The following is a 22,113-nucleotide window of genomic DNA, read 5'->3' as shown; positions in this document are numbered from 1 at the left end:
GTGGTGCCTCTCAGCTCTTGACCGCGCCCTGCGTCACGCCGCTGATGACCCAGCGCTGCGCGAACAGGTAGACGATGATCGTGGGCGCCATCGCCATCAGGTACGAGGCGAAGGCGACGTTGTAGTTGGTGCCGAACTGACTCTGGAAGATGTTCTGCACCACGGGCAGGGTCTGCAACCCCGGATCCGCCGTGATGAGCGACGGCATCATGAAGTCGTTCCACGATGCCAGGAACGCGAAGATGCCGACCGTCGCGTTCATCGGGCCGAGGAGCGGCAGGATGATCCGCCAGAAGATCTGCCACGTGGACGCCCCGTCGATGCGGGCGCTCTCCTCGAGTTCGACCGGGATCGACCGCAGGTACGCCGAGTAGAGCAGCACGCTGAACGACAGTTGGAACATGGCGTGCAGGATCCCGACGCCGATCGGGTTGTCGAGGCCGATCTCGGCGGTCAGCTTGATCTGCGGCAGCGCCACCACCGGGAACGGCAGGAACATCGCCGCGAGCAGGTAGACGAACGAGTACCGGAAGAATCGCTTGTGCCAGTTCCGGACGATCGCGTACGAGGCGAACGAGCTGAGCAGCAGCGTCGCGACGACGGTGAGCGCCGCGACGCCCAGCGACACCGAGAAGGACACCGGGAACCGGGTCAGCTGCCAGGCCTCGGCGAAGGAGCCCGGGTTGAACGGGAACGGCAGCGAGAGCGCGTTGCCGTCGACGGACTGCTCGGTCGTCTTGAACGCCATCGAGAGCGTCACGTACAGCGGGATGAGCACGGTCAGCGACGCGAGGCCGAGGACCACGGTCAGCGTCCAGTTCGTGCCGCCGAGTCGTCGGCGGTGGCCGCGGCCGCGGCCGGAGCGACCGGTGCCGCCGGTGGTCACGGCGCGGGTGTCGGTCGGGGGTCGTGTGTCGATGGTGGTCATGCGAGTCGCAGGTTCCTTCCGCGGGTCGCCGCGAGCTGCAGCACGGAGATGAGGACGGTGATGATGAAGAACACGGTCGCGTTCGCCATCTGGTAGGCGTAGTCGCCGCCGGTGAAGCCGCCGAAGATGGTCATCGCGACGCTGCTCGTCGCGCTGCCGGGGCCGCCGTTGGTCAGACCGACGATCACGTCGTAGGCGCCGAGGTAGCCCTTCACGCCGAGCACGGTGTTGATGACGATGAAGCCGCCGAGCAGCGGGAGCGTGATCGAGCGGAGCTGCTTCCAGCCGGTCGCACCGTCGAGCGCACTGGCCTCGTACAGCTCCTCGGGGATCGACGTCAGGCCCGCCGTGTAGATGAGGAGCGCGCCGGGCACGGTCTGCCAGGCGGACACGATCACGATCGCGAGCCAGGCGAGGTTCGGGTCGCCGAGGATGCTCTGCTCGAGCGGGCCGAAACCGACGCTCGTGGCCAGGGCCGGCACGGTGTTCGAGAACAGGAAGTTGAACACGTAGGCGACGATGATCCCCGAGATCACCATCGGGATGACGAACACCGACCGCAACCCGGCAGCGAACCGGATCCTCTTGGCCAGGGCGATCGCCAGGGACAGCGCGACGACCTGCGTGACGACGACGGTGACGGCCGCGAAGCCGAGCGTGAAGCCGTACGACGCCAGGATCGCCGGGTCGGAGACGAGCGCCCTGTAGTTCTCGACGCCGATGAAGTCCCACTGCCCGAACCCCAGGTAGTCGGTGAAGCTGTAGAAGACGCCGACGCAGGCGGGGGCGACGACGAACGCCGTGAACAGCACGAGGGCCGGCACGAGGAACAGGTAGTACATGCCCTCCGTCCGGTGGAGGGAACCCACACGGCGGTGCGTACGGGACGCCGCGGTCGCCGGTCCGGACGTTGCCGGGTCGGTGTCGCGGGAGAGCGGGGTCTGCATGGTCATGGTGACTCCTGTGTCCTGGTCCGGCTCAGACCGTCGCGGAACGGCCGGCGAGCCGCCGCCAGTCCGAGTCGAGCCGCTGCAGCATCGAGGTGAAGTCCCCGCTCCGGATCGCCGACTGCAGGTAGTTGCCGAGCGGGATCGACGTGGGGATGAAGGTGCCGGCGCCCTGGTAGAACGCCGCGTCGTCGACGTACTGCTGCAGGCCGGCGAGGCGCTCGTCCTGCTGCGGCGGTGCGTCGATGCGGGGCGAGTACGCCAGGTTGTCGCGGTTGTAGGCGTCGATGACGTCGGGCTGCATGAGGAACTCGACGAGCTCCTTCGCCTGCTCCGGGTGCTCGGACGCCGTGGGGATCCAGAGCCCGAGGTCGATGTTGACCCGGGCCTTGCGGTCGGCCGGGTCGTTCGACACCGGCAGGGCGAAGGTGCCGACGGGCAGCTTCTCGTCGATCAGCGCGATCTGCCCGAGCGCCCACGGGCCCTGCAGGTACATCGCGGCCTCGCCCTTGCCGAACGCCAGGTTGCCGTCGGCGTAGGCCCGGGTGGCGTGGTCGCGGTTGAAGAACGACGAGATGGTCTTCGCGCGCTCCATCGGCACCGCGAAGTCCTTCTCGAACGACACCTCGGAGTCTGGGCCGACGTCGGCGCCGAGGGCCTTCATCTTGCGGAAGAACGAGCCGGTGTCGACGAGGCTGCCCACCGAGTAGTCGAACAGGCCCTGCCAGAGCGTCCAGGTGTCCCGGTCGGTGGCGTAGATCGGCGTGATGCCGACCTTCTGCAGCGTCCGGCAGACCTCGACGAACTCGTCCCACGTCGTCGGGACCGGCAGGTCGTGCTCGGCGAAGATCCGCTTGTTGTAGATCACCCCGGCTGCCGCGAGCGAGTACGGCAGCACGCTCGTGCGGTCCTCGAACTTCGCGTACTGGTTCGTCAGGGTGTCGATGTCCGGTCGGACCCGCGCTGCCGACGGCAGGTCGCTGAGGTCGCTGAGTACGCCGCGCGAGATGTACCGGGCGAGCTCGAGGTTGTCGTTGAAGCACCCGACGTCCGCCGGTTCGCCACGCACGAACTGCGGGGCGATGGCCGCCGTGCTGTCGTGCACGACCGACATGCCGGTGTGCTCCCCCTCGAACTGCCGCAGCAGCTTGTCGAAGTACGCGATGACTTCCTGCTTCTGCTCGTAGAAGCGGAGCGTCGTGGCACCACCGGCGGCACGCCCCGGGGTCGCGCACCCGGCGAGCGCCATCGTGCCGAGTGCGATGCCACCGGCCGCGCCCGCGAGGAACCCCCGCCGGCTCACCGCCGCCTGGAGTGTTGCGGTCCTGCTTCCCACCATCGGGTCTCTCCCTCGTTGCGCATCGTCGCGCAGGGTCCTGTTTACAGCGCTGTAAAGCGTACGTCAACGTTGTAATCGCATGTGGCAGTGGGCGGTGCGCCCCACGGACGGGAGGCACGGTGCCAGCCCGCCCCGCGCCTCCCGGCCGCCGTACCACGCGTCCACGGCCGCGAGCCGCCGCCTGGTGCGAGGTTGCGCACTCCGTGCGGCGCCCGCAGCGCCGCACGGAGTGTGGAACCTCGCACGGAGAGCACCCCGCCCTCGGGACGAGCACGGCCGCTGGGACGGACACGGCACGGAGCTGGCAGGATCGTCTGATGGCTCAGGACGAACGGGACATCGCACTCCGGGTGGGGCACGAGGAGCTCCGCATCCGCGGGGTCTACGAGACGATCAGCATCATCAACGACGTGATGGTCGCACTCTGGTTCATCGTCGGCAGCGTCCTCTTCTTCTCCGAGAGCACCACGACGGCCGGCACGTGGCTGTTCCTGATCGGGAGCATCCAGCTGCTCATCCGTCCCGTCATCCGGCTGTCGCGGAGACTCCACCTCGGACGGGTCGGCCGGGGGAACCCCACCGAGTCTGCGCGCGATTTCTGAACCACGACACGCCTGGGCGAACACACAGGATCGCGAGCAGGCACCATGGACTGCATGGCAAGCACCACTCCTCCCCTGCCCGGACCCGTGACCACGACACCGCAGTTGCGGCGGTGGGTGTTCTGGCCCGCCGCCGTCATCGTGCTGGGGTTCGTGGCCTTCACCCTGATCTCCCCCTCCACCGCCGAGGCGCTGTTCCTCGGTCTGCAGGACGGCATCGTCAAGAACTTCAGCTGGTACTACGTCCTGATCGCCGCGTTCTTCGTCGGCTTCTCGCTGTTCGTCGGCTTCAGCCGCTTCGGTGACATCAAGCTCGGCAAGGACCAGGACGAGCCCGAGTTCTCGACCGGTTCGTGGTTCGCACTGCTCTTCGCCGCCGGCATGGGCATCGGCCTCGTCTTCTACGGCGTCTCCGAGCCCCTCAGCCACTTCGTCTCCCCGCGCCCCGGCGTCACCGGCACCGAGAAGGAGCTCGCGCAGCAGGCACTGACCCAGACGTTCCTGCACTGGGGCCTGCACGCGTGGGCGATCTACGTCGTCCTCGGCCTGGCCCTGGCGTACGCGATCCACCGCCGGGGACGCCCGGTGTCGATCCGCTGGGCCCTCGAACCGCTGCTCGGCAACCGCGTGCGCGGCGGCTGGGGCAACCTGATCGACGTGATCGCCCTGGTCGGCACGCTGTTCGGCGTCGCGACCTCGCTCGGCCTCGGGGTCATCCAGATCGGCGCCGGACTCGAGAGCGCCGGCATCGCCGACAGCAGCATCGTCAGCCAGATCGCGATCATCGCGGTGATCACCGCCGTCACGATCGTGTCGCTCGTCACCGGCGTGACCAAGGGCATGAAGATCCTGTCGAACTTCAACCTGCTGCTCGCCGCCGCACTGCTGCTCTTCGTGCTCATCGTCGGCCCCACGCAGTTCCTGCTCCGTGACTTCGTGCAGTCGATCGGCTCCTACCTGCAGAACATCGTCGGCCTGTCGTTCAACGTCACCGCCCAGCAGGGTGCCGAGGGCGAGGCCTGGCAGGGCGCCTGGACCACCTTCTACTGGGGATGGTGGATGTCGTGGGCGCCGTTCGTCGGTGTCTTCATCGCCCGCATCTCCAAGGGCCGCACCGTCCGACAGTTCGTGTTCGGTGTGCTGCTCGTGCCGACCGCACTCACGTTCCTGTGGTTCGCCGTCCTCGGTGGCACGGCGATCCACCGCCAGACCGACGGTTCGGGCGGCCTGATCGGCTCGGACGGCTCGGTCGACATCGAGGGTTCGCTGTTCGCGGTCCTCGGCGACCTGCCCGCCGGCATGGTCCTGACCTACGGCGCGATCCTGCTCATCGGCGTGTTCTTCGTGACCTCGTCGGACTCGGGGTCGCTCGTGATGGCGATGATCGCGTCGGGCGGTGACATCGAGCCGAAGAACTGGCTGCGGGTCTTCTTCGCCGGTGTCGCTGCGCTGCTCGCCGTCGCCCTGCTGCTCAGCGGTGGACTGAACGCGCTGAAGACGGCGGCGATCACGACCGCGTTGCCGTTCAGCATCGTCCTGTTGCTCACCTGTTGGTCGACGATCATCGCCTTCACCCGCGAGCGTCGTGCCTACGACAAGGCCGAGCGCGAGGTCCTGCTCGAGCACGTCGGCGCCTACTACGGCCTCGAGGTCGAGGCGCCGAACGAGCGTCCGGCACGGTCCGGCCTCGGCCGTCCGTGGGCCGCGGTGAAGAACCGCGTGCGCGGTGGCCGCGGAACCACGTCGCCGACGGTGGAGGCCGGCGCGCTCGACGACTTCCCGGTGCGGCCGTCGTCGGTCTCGGCCGACCCGGCGGTCGACCCGAGCCTCGACGCGCGTCCGACGTCGGACGACGGGCCCGCGACGGAGCAGCCCGAACGCTGACGCGGCGCGGCGCGGCAGGTGCCACGCGCCACGCGCCGCGCGCCACCCGCGCCGTGTGGTGCGAGGTTCCGTTCTCGGTGCGACGAACGTGCCCTCGCACCGGAGACGGAACCGCGCACGGGCCGTCGACGCGACCACCTGACGGACGGGAGGCACGGTGCCAGCTGGCACCGTGCCTCCCGTCCGTCAGTGCGTCAGGTGTCGGTCCGTGCGGACGCGACCTCGAGGGTCACGACGACCGCCACCACGGCGAGCGCCGTGACCGGCAGCGACACCGCCGGCACCGCGATCGACGCGAGGACCACGAGCACCAGGGCCACCACGACGGCATTGGCCCGTGCCGACAGCGACGGCCGGATCGCGAGCGCCCAGATCGACAGCACGAACACGGCGACCGGCACCGCGACGGTCGCGGCGACCGAGGCGGACGACAGCTCGACGTGTCCGGCATCGGCGCTGACCGCGACCTCGATGCCGGCCGGCAGGGCACCGGCGGCGGCGAAGACGAAGTAGTGGCCGTAGCCGAACACGAGCGCGGTGGGCAGCGAGCGGATGTGCGCGTGCTGCTCGCGGGAGAAGTAGATCCACCACATGCCGACGGTGATCACCAGCCCGCAACCCGCGAGCGCCAGCAGGGCTCCGAGGTGCTCGGTGTGCGCGACGGCGTCGATCACCGCGCCGGCCGAGGCCACCAGCCCCTCGCCCAGGACGATGAGGGTGAACAGGGAGAACCGCTCGGCCAGGTGCCGGGTGTGCCACGGGGCCGTCCCCGTCGAGGTCTGCGCCCAGATCGGCACGGACAGTTCGGCGAGCACGAGGAACGGTGCCGCGTACCCCCAGACGTCGTCAGGCAGGGCCAGCGAGACCACCCAGAGCAGCTGCACGACCGTGATGCCGACGGCGTGCAGGGTGGCGGTCCGGCGGTGGCGGGTGGAGGACGCAGCGGCGCGGATCCACTGCCCGACCAGGGCCAGCCGCATGACGACGTAGCCGATGATGCCGATCGTGAAGTCGTTCTCGACCATGGCCGCGTGCACCCCGGCGGCGAGGACGAGCACCCCGGCCATCTGCACGAAGGTCATCACGCGGTAGAGCCAGTCGTCGGTGTCGAACGACGTGGCGAACCACGTGAAGTTCATCCAGGCCCACCAGATCGAGAAGAACACCAGCCCGTAGGCCAGGACGGCGGAGGTGACATGTCCCTCGAGCTCGATCTCGTGCAGGTTCGTGGCGGCGAAGCCCACCGCGACGACGAACACCAGGTCGAACAGGAGCTCCAGGGGGCTCGCCGCCCGGTGTCGCTGGTCGGGGTCGCGCGGCACCATCCGGCGGAGTCCGATGGTCGTCATGGGGCCAACGGTAGGGCATCCCCAGAACGCGGACCACTGACGGCGGGACCGGCCCTGCCGATCTGTCCGTGTGCAGGCCCCGCACCACCAGACCAGCCCGTCTCGGCCGTGGACGTCGTGTCCGGCCGAACCCCTCCGACAGGAGTCCCGGTGACCTCACCGCGTCCCGCCGTCCGTCCCAGGTCGTTCCGCCGAGCGGCCGTCAGCGCCACCGCCGGCGCACTGACCGCCGCCACGCTGCTGGCGTTCGCCGTCACCCCGGCGCACGCCGCGACCTCGGACACCCCGCGCTCACCGGCCGATCCGACCGCTGCGGTGGCCGCACCGCAGGAACAGCCTGGAGGCTCGTCCCGCGTCGGTCCGGCCGCGGACGGCGTGCAGGTGGGTTTCGGCTCCTACGCGCCGGCCCCGCCGGACGAGATCACGGACATCGCCGACGTGCGGAAGACGCTGGACCAGCGGCTGTACATCGACCCGTCGAAGGCCGGCGAGCCGGTGCCGACGAACCAGTGGTGGACGGACCTGCTGGTCAGCAAGTACTCCGGCGACATGTGGGCGTACCCGTTCGTCTCGTCGAACAGTGCCGCGGGCACGAAGCTCACGATCCCGACGCGGTGGAACAACGATGGCACGGCGATGCGCCTGGAGTCCCCCGTGACGGTGGGCGGGACGGTGGAGCCGACCCCCGACGCGAGCGACCGCACCCTCGCCGACTTCGAGGACGGCCTGCCCGACGGCTGGACCGCGACCGGTGACGCCTTCACGGCCACCGCCACCGGGACGGCCAGCGGGCAGAGCGCGGTCTCCGGGTGGCTCGGCGGACGCTTCCTGAACTCGTTCAGCGACGAGGACGGCGACGGCGCGACCGGCACGCTCACCTCGCCGGCGTTCACGATCGACCGTTCGACCCTGGCGTTCCTGGTCGGCGGTGGCCGGCACCCCGACCACGAAGCCGTGCAGCTCCTGGTCGACGGCGACGTCGTGGCGAGCAGCACCGGGACGGACAGCGAGCAGCTGCGCTGGGACAGCTGGGACGTCGCCGCCCACCGAGGACAGTCCGCGCAGCTGCGGATCGTCGACGACCTGCGGGCCGGGTGGGCACACGTGCTGGTCGACCAGGTCCTGCTCACCGACGCCCCGGACGGTCTCGCCGACCGCTTCGCGACCACGTTCCGGGCGAAGCAGGCCGACGCGCTCCGCTGGGGCGACTGGAACATCAGCTGGCGGATGCCGCAGGACGGCCCGGGCGGGCAGTACATGGACGTCACGAGCGTGCAGGGTTCGCCGTACGAGTGGTTCGAGTTCCACGGCATGACCCCGCGCCTCACCCTGCAGGACGGTGCCGAGATCACCGACGGAGACGGCGAACCGCTCGACCTGCCGGTGACGACGGACCGGTTCGAGATCCGCCAGGACGCCCACGTCTTCGGCGTGCACGCCCCCGACGGGACGACCTTCACCCGGGTCGGGAACGCGCTGGAGGCCTCATCCGGCACGCCCTACCTGGTGCTCAGCGCGGTACCCGAGCAGGGGCTGTCCCTCGACGACCTGCACCGCACCGCGTTCGCGGTCCCCCGCGACACGACGATGACGTACTCGTACGACCCGGCGGCGGCGAACGTCCGCCAGCAGTGGTCGATCCGCACCGACACGCTGCAGGGCGACAACCACGACACCGTGCAGGGCTGGCTGCAGCACCAGTACGCCGACGCCACCACGAACCTGCGCTTCACCGGCGCCACCTACGAGACCCCGCGCGGCACCATGCGGACCACCGTCGGCCACGACGGCTGGACCCTGGACTACGCGTTCACGGGCATCACGCCGATCGGTGCCACGCCCGAGACGGTCGGCGACGCCCCGTACTCCGAGGAGGTCATGCGCGAGTACCTGCACGAGTACGCCGCGAAGACGACGTACGGCGGAGACACCTACTGGGGCGGCAAGGACGTCCTGCAGCTCGCCGAGTACATGACGATCGCGCGGCAGATCGGTGCCACCGAGGACGCCCGGACGCTGCAGGCCACCCTCGAACGCGCCCTGACCGACTGGTACACGTACACGGACGGCGAAGCAGAGCACTTCTTCGCGATGTACCCGACGTGGAAGGCCCTGATCGGGTTCGCCGACTCGTACGGGTCGGCCCAGTTCAACGACAACCACTTCCACTACGGGTACTTCGCCGTCGCGACGGCCATGCTCGGCCGGGTCGACCACGAGTGGGCCGCGAAGTACCAGGGCATGGCGACGCTCGTCGCGAAGCAGTACGCGAACTGGGACCGCGACGACGCCCGGTTCCCGCACATGCGCACGTTCGGCGTCTGGGAGGGCCGGTCGAACGCCGGCGGTGTGTCGTCACCCGGCGGCAACAACCAGGAGTCGTCGTCCGAGGCGATCCAGTCCGAGGCGGGGCTCTTCCTGCTCGGCTCGGTCCTCGGCGACGAGGAGATGCAGGCCGCCGGTGCGCTGCAGTACGTCACCGAGCGCGCGGCCGTCCGCGACTACTGGCAGAACGTCCGCGGCAACCCCGCCTCGGCGTCGTACGACGGCAACGGCGCGTTCCCGGACGAGTACGAGCACGGGCAGGCGGGGATCCTGTTCGACTCCGGGCAGGCCCACGCGACGTACTTCTCCGGCGACCCCGCCTGGATCTCCGGCATCCAGTGGATGCCGATCGCCCCGTGGTTCGACTACTTCGGCTGGGACCCGGGCTTCTCGAAGGCCCTGATGCGCGAGATGATGGCCGCCCGCCCGGAGTCCATCGGGCAGGCCGGGGTCACGGACGGCAACGCGGCACGCATCCAGATGCTCACGAAGAAGTGGTGGGGCGTCGGCAGCTACGGCGACGTGAAGATCACCCGCGACCGCCCGGCCGCGATCGGTGAGCTGCAGGACGCGATCCGTGCGGTCGAGACGAACCACCCCGGGTACGTCACCCGGCGAACCGCGGCGAACCCCCTGTACGACCCGGCCACCGACACCCTGCTGGTGAGCGTGGACGACGACGGACGGGTGGTGTTCCCCGACCGGTACTGGACCCCGGAGAACCTGCCCGACTCGCTGGTGCCCTCCGAGCTCGACGGTCCCACCGCCGACCGGAAGCCCCAGGACTGGCCGACGCCGTCCCCGCTGATGCCGTTCCTGGTGGACGACTTCCGCGCCGACACCGCGACCATCGACCAGCTGTACGGCGTCGACCTCACCGACCACACCCCGGGCGAGGACACCGAGCACGCCGCGCGGGTGTTCAGCGGCATGGGTGACGCCCTCGGCAACGTCGTGCTCGGGTTCCTCGGGCAGTACGACCCGGACACCTACGCCGACGTGCACGCCGCACTGTGGGCGGCCGACGACCCGGCCGTGACCGGACAGTCGATGGCCGGCCTCGTCTACCACCAGGCGATGTCGAACCGGACCGTCGGCACCGAGGTCACCGACCGGCACACCTCGGACCCGCTCAGCCAGGTGTTCCGCGCACCGGACGGCACGATCAGCTACGTGCTCGACAACCCCGACACCGTGCAGCACACGTACGACGTCTACGAGGGCACCGAGGTGATCGGCCAGATCGCGGTCCCGGCGCAGACGCAGATCACCTCGCACCTGGACGCGCGGCTCACCGAGGTGGTCGTCAGCGCCCAGGGAGCCCCGAAGACGATCGTCCCCGGTGCGACCACGACCTTCACCGCCACCGGCTACGACCAGTACGGCGCCACCGTCGCCCTGGACAACGTCACCTGGTCGACCGACACCGGCACGATCAGCGCCGAGGGCGTCCACCGCGCATCGGAGCGCGCGGAGCAGGCGACGGTCACCGCCACGATCGGCGGCGTGCACGGGTCGTACGCCTTCCGGGTCGCACCGGCACCGGTCCTCACCGGGTTCGACGTCACGCCCGGTTTCGACCGGCTCGTCGTCGGGACGCCACAGCGGTTCCGTGCCGCCGGCCACGACCAGTACGGCGACCCGGCGTCCCTGCCCGCCGACGTCACCTGGTCGTACACCGGTGCCGGAAGCGCCGGGAACGACGGCACCGTGACGACCACTGCCGCGGGCTCCGGGTACGTCGTCGCGACCGGTGGCGGTGTCGAGGGCTCGGCGGTCGTCGCCTCGGTGACGTCGATCCCCGACGCCGCAGCGGGTGCCGACGTCGACGCGAGCTCCTCGGACGGCGGGAACGTCGCCGGGAAGGCCGTCGACGGGGACCGCAGCACCCGGTGGGAGAGCGCGCACGGTGTGGACGAGGTCGACTACACGATCGACCTCGGGCGGCTGACCGACGTCGACACCGTGCGGGTGGACTGGGAGAACGCGGCCGCCGCACGGTACGTGCTGCAGGTCCGGGACACCGCCGACGACCCCTGGCGCGACGTGCGAACCGTCGACAAGACCACCGCCGACGCGGACACGGTGGCCGTGGGCGAGACCGCCCGGTTCGTGCGCCTGCACCTGACCGATCGCCTCACCGGGTACGGGTACTCCATCTGGGAGGTGCACGTGTCCGGCACCCCGGCGGCCTCGACCGTCGACGTCGAGGACGTGCTCGTCGCGCCGCGCACCGCGACCGTCCGCGCCGGTGACACGGTCCGGATGGTGGCCTACGGGTTCGACCACGACGGGTTCGGTGGGCGGCTCGCCGCGGACCGTCCGGAGTGGACCGTCGACGGCGGCGGAAGTGTCGAACCGGACGGTGTCGTCACCGCAGCGGCCGAGGGCGGTGTGACCGCGACGGTCACGGCCACCGTGCCGGGAGCATCCGGGACGGCCACCGTCACGACCCTCGACGAGGCGACCGACGGTGACGACGACGGCGGAACGGCACCCGCCCGCTCTCGCGACGTGGCCGACGGCAAGCCCGTCACCACCTCGTCGGACGAGCGCGGCGACCTGTCCGGCGGCAATGCGGTGGACGGCGACGCCCGGACCCGGTGGGCGAGCGCAGCACGCGACGGTGAGTGGTTGGCGGTCGACCTCGGGCAGGTCGTGCCGATCGACCAGGTGCAGCTCGACTGGGAGGCCGCGTGGGCCGAGGCCTACCGCGTCCAGGTCCGCGACGACGAAGACGCCCCCTGGCGGACCGTCGTGGAAGAAGCCCACGGGACCGGCGGCGAGGTGATCCACCGGTTGGAGGGCGACGACGTCACCGGCCGCTGGGTCCGGGTCGTCGCGGACCGCCGGCACACCGCGTTCGGCGTCTCGCTCTGGGCGCTCCGCGTCACCTCGACGCAGGGCGAACCGACCCCGGACCTGGCACGACGGGCGAGCGTGTCGGCGTCGGCCGACGAGGGCGACGGCGTGCCCGCGCACAACGCCGTGGACGGCGACCCGGGATCGCGCTGGGCGAGCGGACACACCGACGACCAGTGGCTCGCCGTCGACCTCGGCGCGCCGCACAGCCTGCACGGCGCGGTGCTCCGTTGGGAGGACGCCTTCGGACGCTCCTACCGGATCGAGGCGCGGAACGCGGGCGACGACGGGTGGACGACGCTCGCCACCGAGACCGACGGTGACGGCGGGACCGACCGGCACGCCCTGGACGGCTCGTGGCGGTACGTCCGCGTGCACGGTGTCGAACGGGCGACCCCGTACGGCTACTCGCTGTACGACCTCGAGATCCGGTAGCGCTGACGCCCCCGCTGCACGCACACTCGACCGAACAGCCGACAACCGACGGAGACACGATGTCGCAACCGCTCGAATCGCTCATGCACGCCAACCTGTTCGAGGTGTTCGGGGAGCGGGACCCCGAGCGTCGCCGCGCCGCGATCGAGCGGACGTACGCCCCGGACGTCGAGTTCCTGGATCCCGACGAGGTCGTCACCGGCCACGACGCCCTGCACGCCAAGGCGCAGCGCCTGCTCGACGACGCCCCCGGGTTCGTGTTCTCGCCGGCCGGCCCGGTCTACGAGAACCACGGGATGGGGTACCTCGCCTGGTACTTCGGCCCCGAGGGAGCACCGCCCGTCGTGTCCGGCATGGACATCTGCTTCATCGAGGGCGATGTCATCGCGAAGGTCTACACGATCCTGACTGCCTGACCACCACCTCCCGCAGGTCGCTGACGGACTGGAGGCCCGGTGCCAGCTGGCACCGGGCCTCCAGTCCGGCGTGCGGCATGGTCGAGCCACCGGCGCAGTCGTGCTCGCGGTCTGCGTGTGGCGGATCATCCGGGCGGTCCGGTGTGGCCGCATGCCGAGGGACTGATGCCGCTCCGGGAATGTGCGGTGGAACGGCCGTGCGAGGATTCGTCAACCGCAATCCCGAGGGGAACGACCACCATGGCCACAGCTCGCACGCTCCACTGGATCAGCACCGTGCTCCTCGCCGTGGGGTTCCTCGGCGTCGGCGCCCTGATGTACGACGCGTCCTACGGCCCGGAGGGCGGCGGCGCGAACATCGGCCTCGGCCTCGTCCTCATCCCGTGTCTCGGATCAGGCGTCGTCGGGCTCGCACTGGGGGCAGCGGCCTTGGTCGCGACGTGGTGGGACGCCCGGGCCGAGCGCTCGCGTGCCGCGGTCCGGTGACACAGGTGTCCGCCCCGTCCGCTCCGCGGCCGTGGACGCTGATCGCCGTCGTGGTGCTGGTGGGCTGGACGGTCGTGACGGCGCTGCTGTTCCCGGTCGCCGGGGCCGACGAGCACGAGGGGCCCGGCGATCAGGTCTGGCGGACCTCGTCGAGCACGCTCGGCGTGCCGCTCTCACCCGAGTGGGACGTCCTCGTCTGGCTCGCCGCGCTCGCACTGGTGCCGGTCGTCGTCGTCGGTCTCGCGTTCCTGTTCCGCCGCCGACGACCGCACACCGCGCCCGTCAGTCCGTCGCCGGGTGGCCCTGCCCACTGAGGTGTGCGCGGAGCACGTCACGGACACTCGTCCACGACTGCACGCCGTAGCGGTCGTTGTCGACGTGGTGCAGCTGCGCCTGCCCGCTGAACATGCTCACGAAGTACTGCATCCCCTGCCATGCCGGGAACGTCTCGTCGGGGTCCTTCGACAGGCGCCGACCGACGGCGCTCATCGCGGACAGGGTCCCGGTCGTGCCGGCCCACTGCAGCCGGAAGCGCTCCCCCGTCAGCTCGCTCATAGTGCGTGCGACGTCGCGGGCGGTGACCTGGTCGCCCGCCATCTCGATCACCCGCGGAGCATCATCGTCCAGGGCGGCGAGGGCCGTGACCCGGGCGACGTCGTCCTTCGTGGTGAAGTCGAGCACCTGGTCCGCCGACGACCAGAACAGCACGAGCCGTCGGCCAGACAGGATCATCGGGGCCTCGCCGGTCAGCAGGTCGGTGAACATGCCGGTCAGGATCGAGGTCGCCTGCACCGGGGCCGCGTCGAGGTCGGCGGCGAACTCGCGCCGCAGCTCGAAGTTGCGGTTGGTGCCGGGTGCGATCCGCCGGTAGTCGGCCGAGTAGTCGGACGGGATGAACCGCCGGACGCCCGCCGCCACGGTCGCCGCGAGCAGCGCGCGCTGGGCGTCGACGATCACCGGACGTGTCCCGCTCACGGCGGAGACCACGACGTCGGCCCCGCTGACGGCCCGGGTCAGGGCGTCGTGGTCGCCGTACTCGGCGGCGACGACGTCGACACGGGCGTCGTCGCCGAAGCGTTCTGCGGCGGTCCTGCTGCCGGGCCGGGTGAGGACCCGGACCCGCACGTCGTGCTGGGTGAGCTCGCGGACGATGCGGTGCCCGAGGTCGCCGGTGGCGCCGGCGACGAGGATGGTGGTGGTCATGGGCGGGGCCTCACTGCAGTGGTGGTCGACGTGGTCGTCGCGGTGCGCCGTCGGGATCGCTCCGGGACGGCGAGGGGGTGTTGGAACGTGGGGTCTGCCTGGTCCGGTCCGGCGGTGCCGTGCCCGGCGGTGAGCGCGACGCGGGCCAGCAGCCGGCGCAGCGTCGTCTGTTCGTCGTCGTCGAGGTGCCGCATGAGCACGCCCTCGGCGCCGCGCAGGGCGGACCGTGTCCGGGCGAGCAGGGCACGGCCGGCGTCAGTGGGGTGGACCTGCCGCACCCGCCGGTCCGTCGGGGCGGGGCGACGTTCGACGAACCCGCCCGCCTCGAGCGCGTCGACGATGTAGGTCATCTGGGTCTTGTCGATCCCGAGGCGCTGCGCGAGTCCGAGTTGCGACGACGGTTCCTCGGTGGTGGTCGCGACGAGCACCTGGTAGCCACGGGGACCACCCGGCACGTCGGCGACCGCCTCACTGCCCAGCCGAGTGAAGCCCTGGAGCGCCAGCGGCAGCGCCCACCCGAGTTCGGATTCGATGCCCTCGGCACCCCAGTCGATCTCGGGGAGTGCATCGGTCGGCGTCGGATTGTCCATACGGGAGACCGTACCGGAACAAGATCGTCTTGTGCAAAGATCATCTGTGATCAAGACGGACAGCCGCCGAGACGCCGAGCACCGAGGACCCCATGTCGGACACCGCAGCCATCACCCCGTTCACCCTCGACGTCCCCCAGGCGGAGCTCGACGACCTGCGCCGCCGTCTGCTGGCGACCCGCTGGCCCGATGCCGAAACTGTCGAGGACACCTCGCAGGGACCCCGACTCGAGAAGGTCCGCGCCCTCGTCGAACACTGGACGACGGAGTACGACTGGCGCCGGACCGAGGCCCTGCTGAACGGCTGGGGCCAGCACACGACCCGGATCGACGGGCTCGAGGTCCACTTCCTGCACGTCCGGTCCGCCGTCCCCGGTGCCCGTCCGCTCCTGCTCACCCACGGCTGGCCCGGTTCCGTCCTGGAGTTCCGCCACGTGATCGGCCCGCTCACCGACCCGGTGGCGCACGGCGGCGACGCGGCGGACGCGTTCCACGTCGTGATCCCGAGCCTGCCCGGGTTCGGCTTCTCCGGGAAGCCGACGACCACCGGGTGGAACACCGCCCGGACCGCGAGGGCCTGGTCGGTGCTGATGTCCCGGCTCGGGTACACGGACTGGTTTGCCCAGGGCGGTGACCTCGGCGCCACCGTCACCGCGGAGCTCGCAGCCCTGCAGGACGCCGGGGACATCGGACTCGCCGGGATCCACCTCAACATGGCGCTGTTCATGCCGACGGACGACGAGGCCCGGAACGCCTCCCCCGACGAACAGGTCATGCTGCAGGAGAGCGGCCACTACTGGCAGGAGCTGTCGGCCTACTCGCAGCAGATGTCGACCCGCCCACAGACCATCGGGTACTCGTTGGCGGACTCCCCCGTCGGGCTGGCGTCGTGGATCTACGCGATGTTCCAGGACGTCGGCGGCTCGCACGACGAACACGGCGATGCCGAGCGGCTCTTCCCGCTCGACGAGATCCTCGACGACGTCATGCTGTACTGGCTGCCGAACACCGCCGCGTCCGCGGCGCGCATCTACTGGGAGGCGACCCGCACCGGCTGGGCCAGCCCGGGCACCGTCGAGGAGCCACTGACCCTGCCCGTCGGCCTGAGCATCATGCCGGGCGAGTACGTCCGCCGGTCGCGCCGCTGGGCAGCGCGCCGGTACACCGACCTGGTGTTCTTCAACGAGGTCGCGCGCGGCGGGCACTTCGCGATGCTCGAACAGCCGGAGCTACTCGTCGACGACGTCCGTGCGACCTTCCGGAACCTGCGCTGATGCCTTGTGGAGAGCGAGCGGATACCGCTACTCTCCGATAGTGCGAATATCTGAACTTGCCCGAGCGGCGTCCACGCCGGTCACCGCCGTCAAGTACTACCAACGCGAAGGCCTCCTGCCCCCCGGCGAGAAGTCTGCGCCGAACCAGACCGCCTACGACGAGCGGCACGTCGAACGGGTCCGGCTCGTCCGGGCACTCCTGGAGACCGGCGGGCTCTCGGTCGCCGTGACGAAGCAGGTCCTGGCCGTGCTCGACGCCGAGACCGCACCGCTGGCCGAGGTCTTCGCCGTCGCCCAGTACGCCATGACCACCCCGCGCTCCCCCGAGTCCGAGGCGACCCCGGAGGCCCGCGCCCGGATCGAGGAACGGGTGTCGGCCGCCGGCTGGTGCGCGACGTCGGACAACCCGGGACTCGAGACCGCGGCCCGGGCGCTCGACGGGCTGCGCACCATCGGGTTCGACGCTCCGGACGACTACCTCGACGCCTACGTGTCGGCAGCGGCGAGCGCGGCACGGGCCGACGTCGCAGCACTGCAGCACCGCGACGGCCGGACCGCGATGGCGGAGCTGATGGTGATCGGGACCGTCCTCGGCGATCCGCTGTTCGCGGGACTCCGGCGCCTGGCGCAGCAGGACGCCACCCACGACCTGTTCCCCGTCGCCGACACGGACGAGGCCGGCGCATGACCGCTCCGCTGCACGTCGTCCTGGGCGGCAACGGTGTCGTCGGGCGCGAGACACTCCGTGCACTGCGCGAGCACGACGTCGCCGCCGTGTCCGTCGGCCGGCGCCCGTCGACAACAGCAACGGCAGGCAACAACGAGAGCGAGAGCGGCAACGCCCGCACCGACCACGTCATCGCCGACCTGCTCGACCCCACCGCCGTCCGCCGCGCGCTGCACGGCGCCGACGTCGCGTACCTCGTCGCCGGCCTGCCGTACTCGTCGGGGGTCTGGGCGGACCAGTGGCCGAGGATCGTCGACAACACCGTCGGAGCAGCCCTGGCCGAGGGCACTCACCTGGTGTACCTCGACAACGTCTACGCCTACGGCCGCGTGTCCGGGCCGATGACCGAGGCGACCCCGATCAACCCCTCCGGTCGGAAGGGTGCGGTGCGCGCGGCCGCCCTCGAGCAGCTGCGGACCGCGGCCGACCGCGGACTGGCCGTCACCGTCGGGCGGAGCGCCGACTTCACCGGCCCCGGCGCGACGACGAGCGCGTTCAACGGTTTCGTCGTCGACCGGATCGCCGCCGGCAAGCGCCCGACCTGGCTGCTCGACGCCGACCAACCGCACTCCCTCACCGCCACGACCGACATCGGCGACGCACTCGTGACCCTCGGTACCGACGACCGTGCGACGGGCCGGACCTGGCACCTGCCGACCGCTCCGGCGCTGACCGGTCGGCAGTACGTCGAGCTCACCGGGGTCCCCGCCGCCGACACCGCCGTGATGTCGTCGGCCACGCTGCGCTTCGGTGCGCTGTTCACCACGTCCGCCCGGGAGACGCTCGAGCTGCGGTACCAGTACACCGACCCCTACGTCTTCGACTCGTCGGCGTTCGAGCAGACGTTCGGCGTGCACCCGACCCCCACCGCCGACGTCGTGGCCGCCGCCCTGCTGCACGCCCGGAGCGTGGCCCGGTGATCGCCGCCGTCCGTCGAGCGGTCGCGTGGCACCCGGCACTCATGGCCGTCGCCGGCCTGATGGTCGTCTCCACCGCGGTCTGCCTCGTCGGACTCGTCGTGGATCCCCGGACCATCCTCGGGGCACCGGCGTGGATGAAGCCCCTGAAGTTCTCGCTGTCGATCCTGCTCTACGCCGTCACCTGGGCGTGGCTCATCGCCCACCTGCCGAAGTGGCGGACGCTCGCTCGCCGACTCGGCACCGTGGTGGCCGTGGCCCTGGTGGTCGAACAGGTGCTCATCGGGTGGGCCGCCGCGACCGGCACGACGAGTCACTTCAACGTGTCGAACAGCGTGCACGTGGTGGTGTGGGCGGTGATGGCGGTCGCGATCACGACGCTCTACCTCTGCACCTTCGTCACCTCGATCGCACTGTTCTTCCTGCGCCTGCCCACCCCGGCACTGACGGTCGCCGTCCGCGCCGGTGCCGTCATCGCGCTCCTCGGCATCGGGGTCGCGTTCCTGATGACCGGCCCGACCCCCACCCAGCTCACCGCGCCGGACGGGATCGTCGGCGCCCACACGGTGGGGATCGCGGACGGCGGACCCGGGGTTCCGCTGCTCGGGTGGAGCACCGTCGGCGGTGACTACCGGGTCGCCCACTTCGTCGGCATGCACGCCCTGCAGATGCTCCCGCTGGTGGCGCTCCTCGTCGCCGCTGCGGGTCGGCACCTGCCGTGGCTGGCACACCCGACCACGCAGGTCCGGATCGTGGTCGTCGTCGCGGTCACGTGGGCGGCGGGCACCGTGCTCCTCACGGTGCAGGCCGCGGTCGGACAGTCGGTCGTCCACCCCGCCGGCACGGTGGCCGCGGTGGCGTGGTCACTCGTCGTACTGGCTGCGGCCGCGAGTGTGGCCGTCCTGCTCCGCGCCCACACCGCTCCGGTGGTGCGACCGCGCTGACGGATCAGCGGGTCCGGAGCCCTCGGGAGACCAGGTCGGCGGCAGCACGGGCTTCCACCGCCCACCCTGGGCGATCGATCCCGGCCCCAATGCCGTGCAGCAGCATGAGCACCGTCCCGGGGGCGACGTCGGACCGGATCGTCCCGTCACCTGCCGCGCGCGCCATCAGCTCGGCGAGCGTCCGCTCCAGGTCGCCCCCACCCTCGGCCTGCGTGGTGGCGTCGACCACGGCGGCGAGGGTGCGGGCGAGCGCCGCGTGGTCGACCACGTACTCCACGAAACCGCGCAGGAAGTCGTCGAGGCTCTCAGCCGCTGGCCGCGTCGAGTCACGAGCACGCTGGCAGAGGACGTCGACCTCGCCCCGGTAGACCGCCGCCGCCAGCGCTTCACGCGTCGGGAAGTGTCGGTAGAGCGTGCCGACACCAACGCCGGCGCGTCCGGCGAAGTCGTCGAAGCGCAGCTGCTCATCACGCTCGAACGCCGTCCGGGCAGCGGCCACGATCGCGTCGCGGTTCCGACGGGCGTCGGCGCGCATCGGCTTCGCGGCAGGCAGGGGTTCCTCGACCGGCACAGAGACTCCTTGACAAGTGGAAACAATCTCCATATCTTCCAAGTGGAGATCGTCTCCAGACTAGCGGACAGGTGCCTGATGCGGATCCTCATGCTCGGACGGGGCGTCATCGCCACGATCTACGGCCAGGCCTTCCAGCACTCCGGGCACCAGGTCGACCACCTGGTGCGGCCCGGGCGCGCTGCCGAGTACGGCGACAGCGTGCAGACCGACGTCATCGACGGCCGCCGCGGACCCCTGGGTCGGCTGATCAGATCGACGTCGCCGACGCGACTGGTCGAGTCGATCGACACGGGCGACGCGTACGACCTCGTCGTCCTCAGCGTCGGCCACCACCGACTGCAGGAGGCCGTGGCCACCCTGGCGCCCCACATCGGCGACGCCACGGTGCTGGTCCTCGGCAACGTGTGGGACGAACCCCTCGTCGCGGTCGCACCGCTCGCCGCGGACCGGGTGCTGTTCGGGTTCCCGGGCGCCGGCGGCGGGTTCGACGTCGACGGGGTCCTGCACGGTGCAGTCCTCCGTTCGGTCCGGCTCGGGACGACGGGCGCGGCTCCGGACCGGCGGGAGCTGGTGCGGTCGGTGTTCCGCCAGTCGGGGTTCACCGTGCAGGACGAGGACGACATCCGGGGGTGGCTGTGGCTGCACTTCGTGCTCGACGCCGGCATGTTCGCACAGGCCCTGCAGAGCGGTGGCCTGGCGACGATGGTCGGGGATCGGCAGGCGCTCCGCGAGGCGTTCCTGATCGGTCGGGAACTCCTGCCGGTCCTGGAGGCACGGGGCGTCGGCCTCTCCCGACACCGCTCCACGACCCTGCCCGTCCGACGCCCGGGGGTGACGGCCGCCGTGGTGGCCGCGGCCACGGCGCTCGTCCCGATCGCGCGGGCGAGCCTCGCCGCGCACGACGACCCGACCGCCGCGGAACCCCTGGCGGTCCTCGAGGACGTCCGGCGCACCGCCGCCGCCCTGGGCGTCCCGACCCCGCGCCTCGACCGGACGGCGCGACGCGTCTGACGACGGGTGCGGGCGGTGGACGCGACCACCCACGAACTGGAGGCGCGGTGCCAGCTGGCACCGTGCCTCCAGTCCGTCACGGCGAGCGTTCCGGACCCGCCCGTTACGCTGTCCCCGTGTCAGAGCCGCGCCGCAGTCCGGGGAACCAAGCTTCACTGCGTGAAGCCAACCGGGGCCGGGTCGTCAGCGCGGTGAAGCGGCACGGCGGGCTGACGCAGGTCGAGCTCGCCGGGGTGACCGGACTCTCCCCCGCGACCGTCTCGAACATCGTCAAGGAACTCGTCGCGACCGGTGCCCTGCACGCGACGCCGAGCACCTCGAGCGGCCGTCGGGCGCTCCGCGTGACCCTGCCGCACGGCCTCGGGCTGGTCGCCGGGGTGCACGTCTCGCCGCGGCACCTGCGGCTGGCACTGTCGGACCTGAACGGCGCCGTCCTGGCCGAGCGGCACATGCCCCTGGCCCGTGACCACCGCGCCGACGCCGAGCTCGACAAGACCGCGCTGCTCGTGCTGGACATGGTGGAGTCCATCGAGTCGTCGATGGACGAGGTGCTCGCCGTCGGCCTCGCCGTGGCCGCCCCGATCGACGCCCGCACCGGGATGACGGCGCGCGGCGGGATCCTGCGGGGTTGGGACGGCATCGCGCTCGGCCAGTCGCTCGCCCGGCGGATGGACAAGCCCGTGCAGGTCGACAACTCGGCCAACCTCGCCGCCCTGGCGGAACACCGGAGCGGGGCGGCCCGCGGCCGCGACACCGTGGTGACGCTCGACGTCGGCAACGGCATCGGCGCCGGACTCGTGCTGGGCGGGCACCTGTTCCGTGGGCACCACGGCATCGCCGGCGAGTTCGGGCACACCCCCGTCCTGCCCAACGGACCCCTGTGCCGGTGCGGCAACCGCGGGTGCCTCGAGGCGATCGCCGGCGCACCCGCCGTGCTCGAGGGCGTCCGCGACGAGGTCGGCACCCTCAAGCTGGCTGACCTGATCCTGCGCGCGATGGGCGGCGACCAGGTCTGCATGCGCGCCGTGGCCGACGCCGGGCGGGCCATCGGTGCGGCGGCGGTGGGGCTCTGCAACGTCCTCGACCCGGAGCGGGTCGTGGTCACGGGCGAGTTCGCACGGGCCGGGGAACTCCTGCTCGGCCCGATGCGGCACGCCCTCGAGTCGTCGTTGATCGTCGACGTGGACGGCACGCCGGACGTGGTGCAGGGGCAGCTCGGCGAGAAGGCCTCGGTGACCGGCGCCCTGGCCCTGGCGATCGAAGCCGTGGACGTGACGCGCGCACGATAGGCGCGGGCGAG

The 22,113-nt window shown here is 71.1% G+C and carries 19 protein-coding genes; 12 read left to right on the top strand and 7 right to left on the bottom strand.

Translation table 11 applies throughout. The features are described 5' to 3' along the window. Positions 1-10: 10 nt before the first annotated feature. The 3 genes from ORG17_RS06020 to ORG17_RS06010 are packed head-to-tail and all read right to left on the bottom strand — an operon-like array spanning position 11 to position 3,178. A complete protein-coding gene (locus ORG17_RS06020) occupies positions 11-928 on the bottom strand; it encodes a carbohydrate ABC transporter permease (protein ID WP_214526442.1) in 918 nt (305 codons plus the stop codon). After that, on the bottom strand, positions 925-1,881 hold the full coding sequence (locus ORG17_RS06015) for a carbohydrate ABC transporter permease (RefSeq protein ID WP_214526443.1): 957 nt from the start codon (positions 1,879-1,881) through the stop codon (positions 925-927). Before ORG17_RS06015 ends, ORG17_RS06020 begins: the two co-directional genes overlap by 4 nt. A gap of 25 nt (positions 1,882-1,906) precedes the next feature. Beyond that, positions 1,907-3,178 (bottom strand): ABC transporter substrate-binding protein, encoded by a 1,272-nt coding sequence (locus ORG17_RS06010; RefSeq protein ID WP_214526444.1) that lies wholly within the window; start codon positions 3,176-3,178, stop codon positions 1,907-1,909. 353 nt (positions 3,179-3,531) lie between these two features. On the opposite strand from ORG17_RS06010, the gene ORG17_RS06005 reads away from it, so the two are divergent. Then, a complete protein-coding gene (locus ORG17_RS06005) occupies positions 3,532-3,816 on the top strand; it encodes a YrhK family protein (protein ID WP_214526445.1) in 285 nt (94 codons plus the stop codon). A gap of 54 nt (positions 3,817-3,870) precedes the next feature. Beyond that, complete coding sequence (locus ORG17_RS06000; protein ID WP_250892189.1) at positions 3,871-5,700, top strand: BCCT family transporter; 1,830 nt, start codon at positions 3,871-3,873, stop codon at positions 5,698-5,700. A gap of 194 nt (positions 5,701-5,894) precedes the next feature. Here ORG17_RS06000 and ORG17_RS05995 read toward each other — a convergent pair whose 3' ends face one another. After that, positions 5,895-7,049 (bottom strand): low temperature requirement protein A, encoded by a 1,155-nt coding sequence (locus tag ORG17_RS05995; protein WP_214526446.1) that lies wholly within the window; start codon positions 7,047-7,049, stop codon positions 5,895-5,897. Positions 7,050-7,199: 150 nt separating this feature from the next. Between ORG17_RS05995 and ORG17_RS05990 the strand changes: the two genes are divergently transcribed. The 4 genes from ORG17_RS05990 (at position 7,200) to ORG17_RS05975 (ending at position 13,887) form a co-directional block, all read left to right on the top strand. Further along, positions 7,200-12,671: a discoidin domain-containing protein gene (locus ORG17_RS05990; protein WP_214526447.1), complete on the top strand. Its 5,472-nt coding sequence runs from the start codon at positions 7,200-7,202 to the stop codon at positions 12,669-12,671. A gap of 59 nt (positions 12,672-12,730) precedes the next feature. Next, on the top strand, positions 12,731-13,087 hold the full coding sequence (locus ORG17_RS05985; RefSeq protein WP_250892190.1) for a nuclear transport factor 2 family protein: 357 nt from the start codon (positions 12,731-12,733) through the stop codon (positions 13,085-13,087). Positions 13,088-13,327: 240 nt separating this feature from the next. Continuing rightward, positions 13,328-13,573: a hypothetical protein gene (locus ORG17_RS05980; protein WP_071246768.1), complete on the top strand. Its 246-nt coding sequence runs from the start codon at positions 13,328-13,330 to the stop codon at positions 13,571-13,573. Between the two features lie 5 nt (positions 13,574-13,578). Further along, entirely contained in the window at positions 13,579-13,887 is a 309-nt protein-coding gene (locus ORG17_RS05975) for a hypothetical protein (protein ID WP_214526448.1), read from the top strand. Here the strand turns inward: ORG17_RS05975 and ORG17_RS05970 are convergent. Beyond that, positions 13,856-14,776 (bottom strand): NmrA family NAD(P)-binding protein, encoded by a 921-nt coding sequence (locus tag ORG17_RS05970; protein ID WP_111038929.1) that lies wholly within the window; start codon positions 14,774-14,776, stop codon positions 13,856-13,858. The genes ORG17_RS05975 and ORG17_RS05970 overlap by 32 nt on opposite strands. Then, positions 14,773-15,366: a MarR family winged helix-turn-helix transcriptional regulator gene (locus tag ORG17_RS05965; protein ID WP_071246762.1), complete on the bottom strand. Its 594-nt coding sequence runs from the start codon at positions 15,364-15,366 to the stop codon at positions 14,773-14,775. Before ORG17_RS05965 ends, ORG17_RS05970 begins: the two co-directional genes overlap by 4 nt. A gap of 92 nt (positions 15,367-15,458) precedes the next feature. On the opposite strand from ORG17_RS05965, the gene ORG17_RS05960 reads away from it, so the two are divergent. From ORG17_RS05960 to ORG17_RS05945, 4 genes are read left to right on the top strand one after another with little or no spacing between them, the layout of a single operon-like run. Continuing rightward, the gene (locus ORG17_RS05960) at positions 15,459-16,640 is read left to right on the top strand and encodes an epoxide hydrolase family protein (protein WP_214526449.1); all 1,182 of its coding nucleotides are present in this window, start codon (positions 15,459-15,461) and stop codon (positions 16,638-16,640) included. Between the two features lie 40 nt (positions 16,641-16,680). After that, a complete protein-coding gene (locus tag ORG17_RS05955; protein WP_071246757.1) occupies positions 16,681-17,328 on the top strand; it encodes a MerR family transcriptional regulator in 648 nt (215 codons plus the stop codon). Further along, complete coding sequence (locus ORG17_RS05950) at positions 17,325-18,287, top strand: NAD-dependent epimerase/dehydratase family protein (protein ID WP_214526450.1); 963 nt, start codon at positions 17,325-17,327, stop codon at positions 18,285-18,287. Before ORG17_RS05955 ends, ORG17_RS05950 begins: the two co-directional genes overlap by 4 nt. Continuing rightward, positions 18,284-19,228, top strand: a complete 945-nt coding sequence (locus ORG17_RS05945; RefSeq protein ID WP_301565386.1) for a hypothetical protein — start codon at positions 18,284-18,286, stop codon at positions 19,226-19,228. The genes ORG17_RS05950 and ORG17_RS05945 overlap by 4 nt, the downstream gene beginning before the upstream one ends. 4 nt (positions 19,229-19,232) lie before the next feature. Here the strand turns inward: ORG17_RS05945 and ORG17_RS05940 are convergent, their stop codons facing one another. Continuing rightward, positions 19,233-19,799 (bottom strand): TetR/AcrR family transcriptional regulator, encoded by a 567-nt coding sequence (locus ORG17_RS05940; RefSeq protein ID WP_214526451.1) that lies wholly within the window; start codon positions 19,797-19,799, stop codon positions 19,233-19,235. Positions 19,800-19,877: 78 nt separating this feature from the next. Here ORG17_RS05940 and ORG17_RS05935 point away from each other — a divergent pair, with 78 nt between their 5' ends. Both ORG17_RS05935 and ORG17_RS05930 read left to right on the top strand, forming a co-directional pair. Continuing rightward, positions 19,878-20,813: a ketopantoate reductase family protein gene (locus tag ORG17_RS05935; RefSeq protein ID WP_214526452.1), complete on the top strand. Its 936-nt coding sequence runs from the start codon at positions 19,878-19,880 to the stop codon at positions 20,811-20,813. A gap of 116 nt (positions 20,814-20,929) precedes the next feature. Next, the gene (locus ORG17_RS05930) at positions 20,930-22,102 is read left to right on the top strand and encodes an ROK family transcriptional regulator (protein ID WP_214526453.1); all 1,173 of its coding nucleotides are present in this window, start codon (positions 20,930-20,932) and stop codon (positions 22,100-22,102) included. Positions 22,103-22,113 lie beyond the last annotated feature (11 nt).

It is taken from the genome of Curtobacterium flaccumfaciens pv. betae (genome assembly GCF_026241855.1).
GTDB lineage: Bacteria > Actinomycetota > Actinomycetes > Actinomycetales > Microbacteriaceae > Curtobacterium > Curtobacterium flaccumfaciens.
The sequence above is the reverse complement of the archived record's forward strand: the minus strand, read 5'-3'. Positions and strand labels throughout refer to the sequence as shown.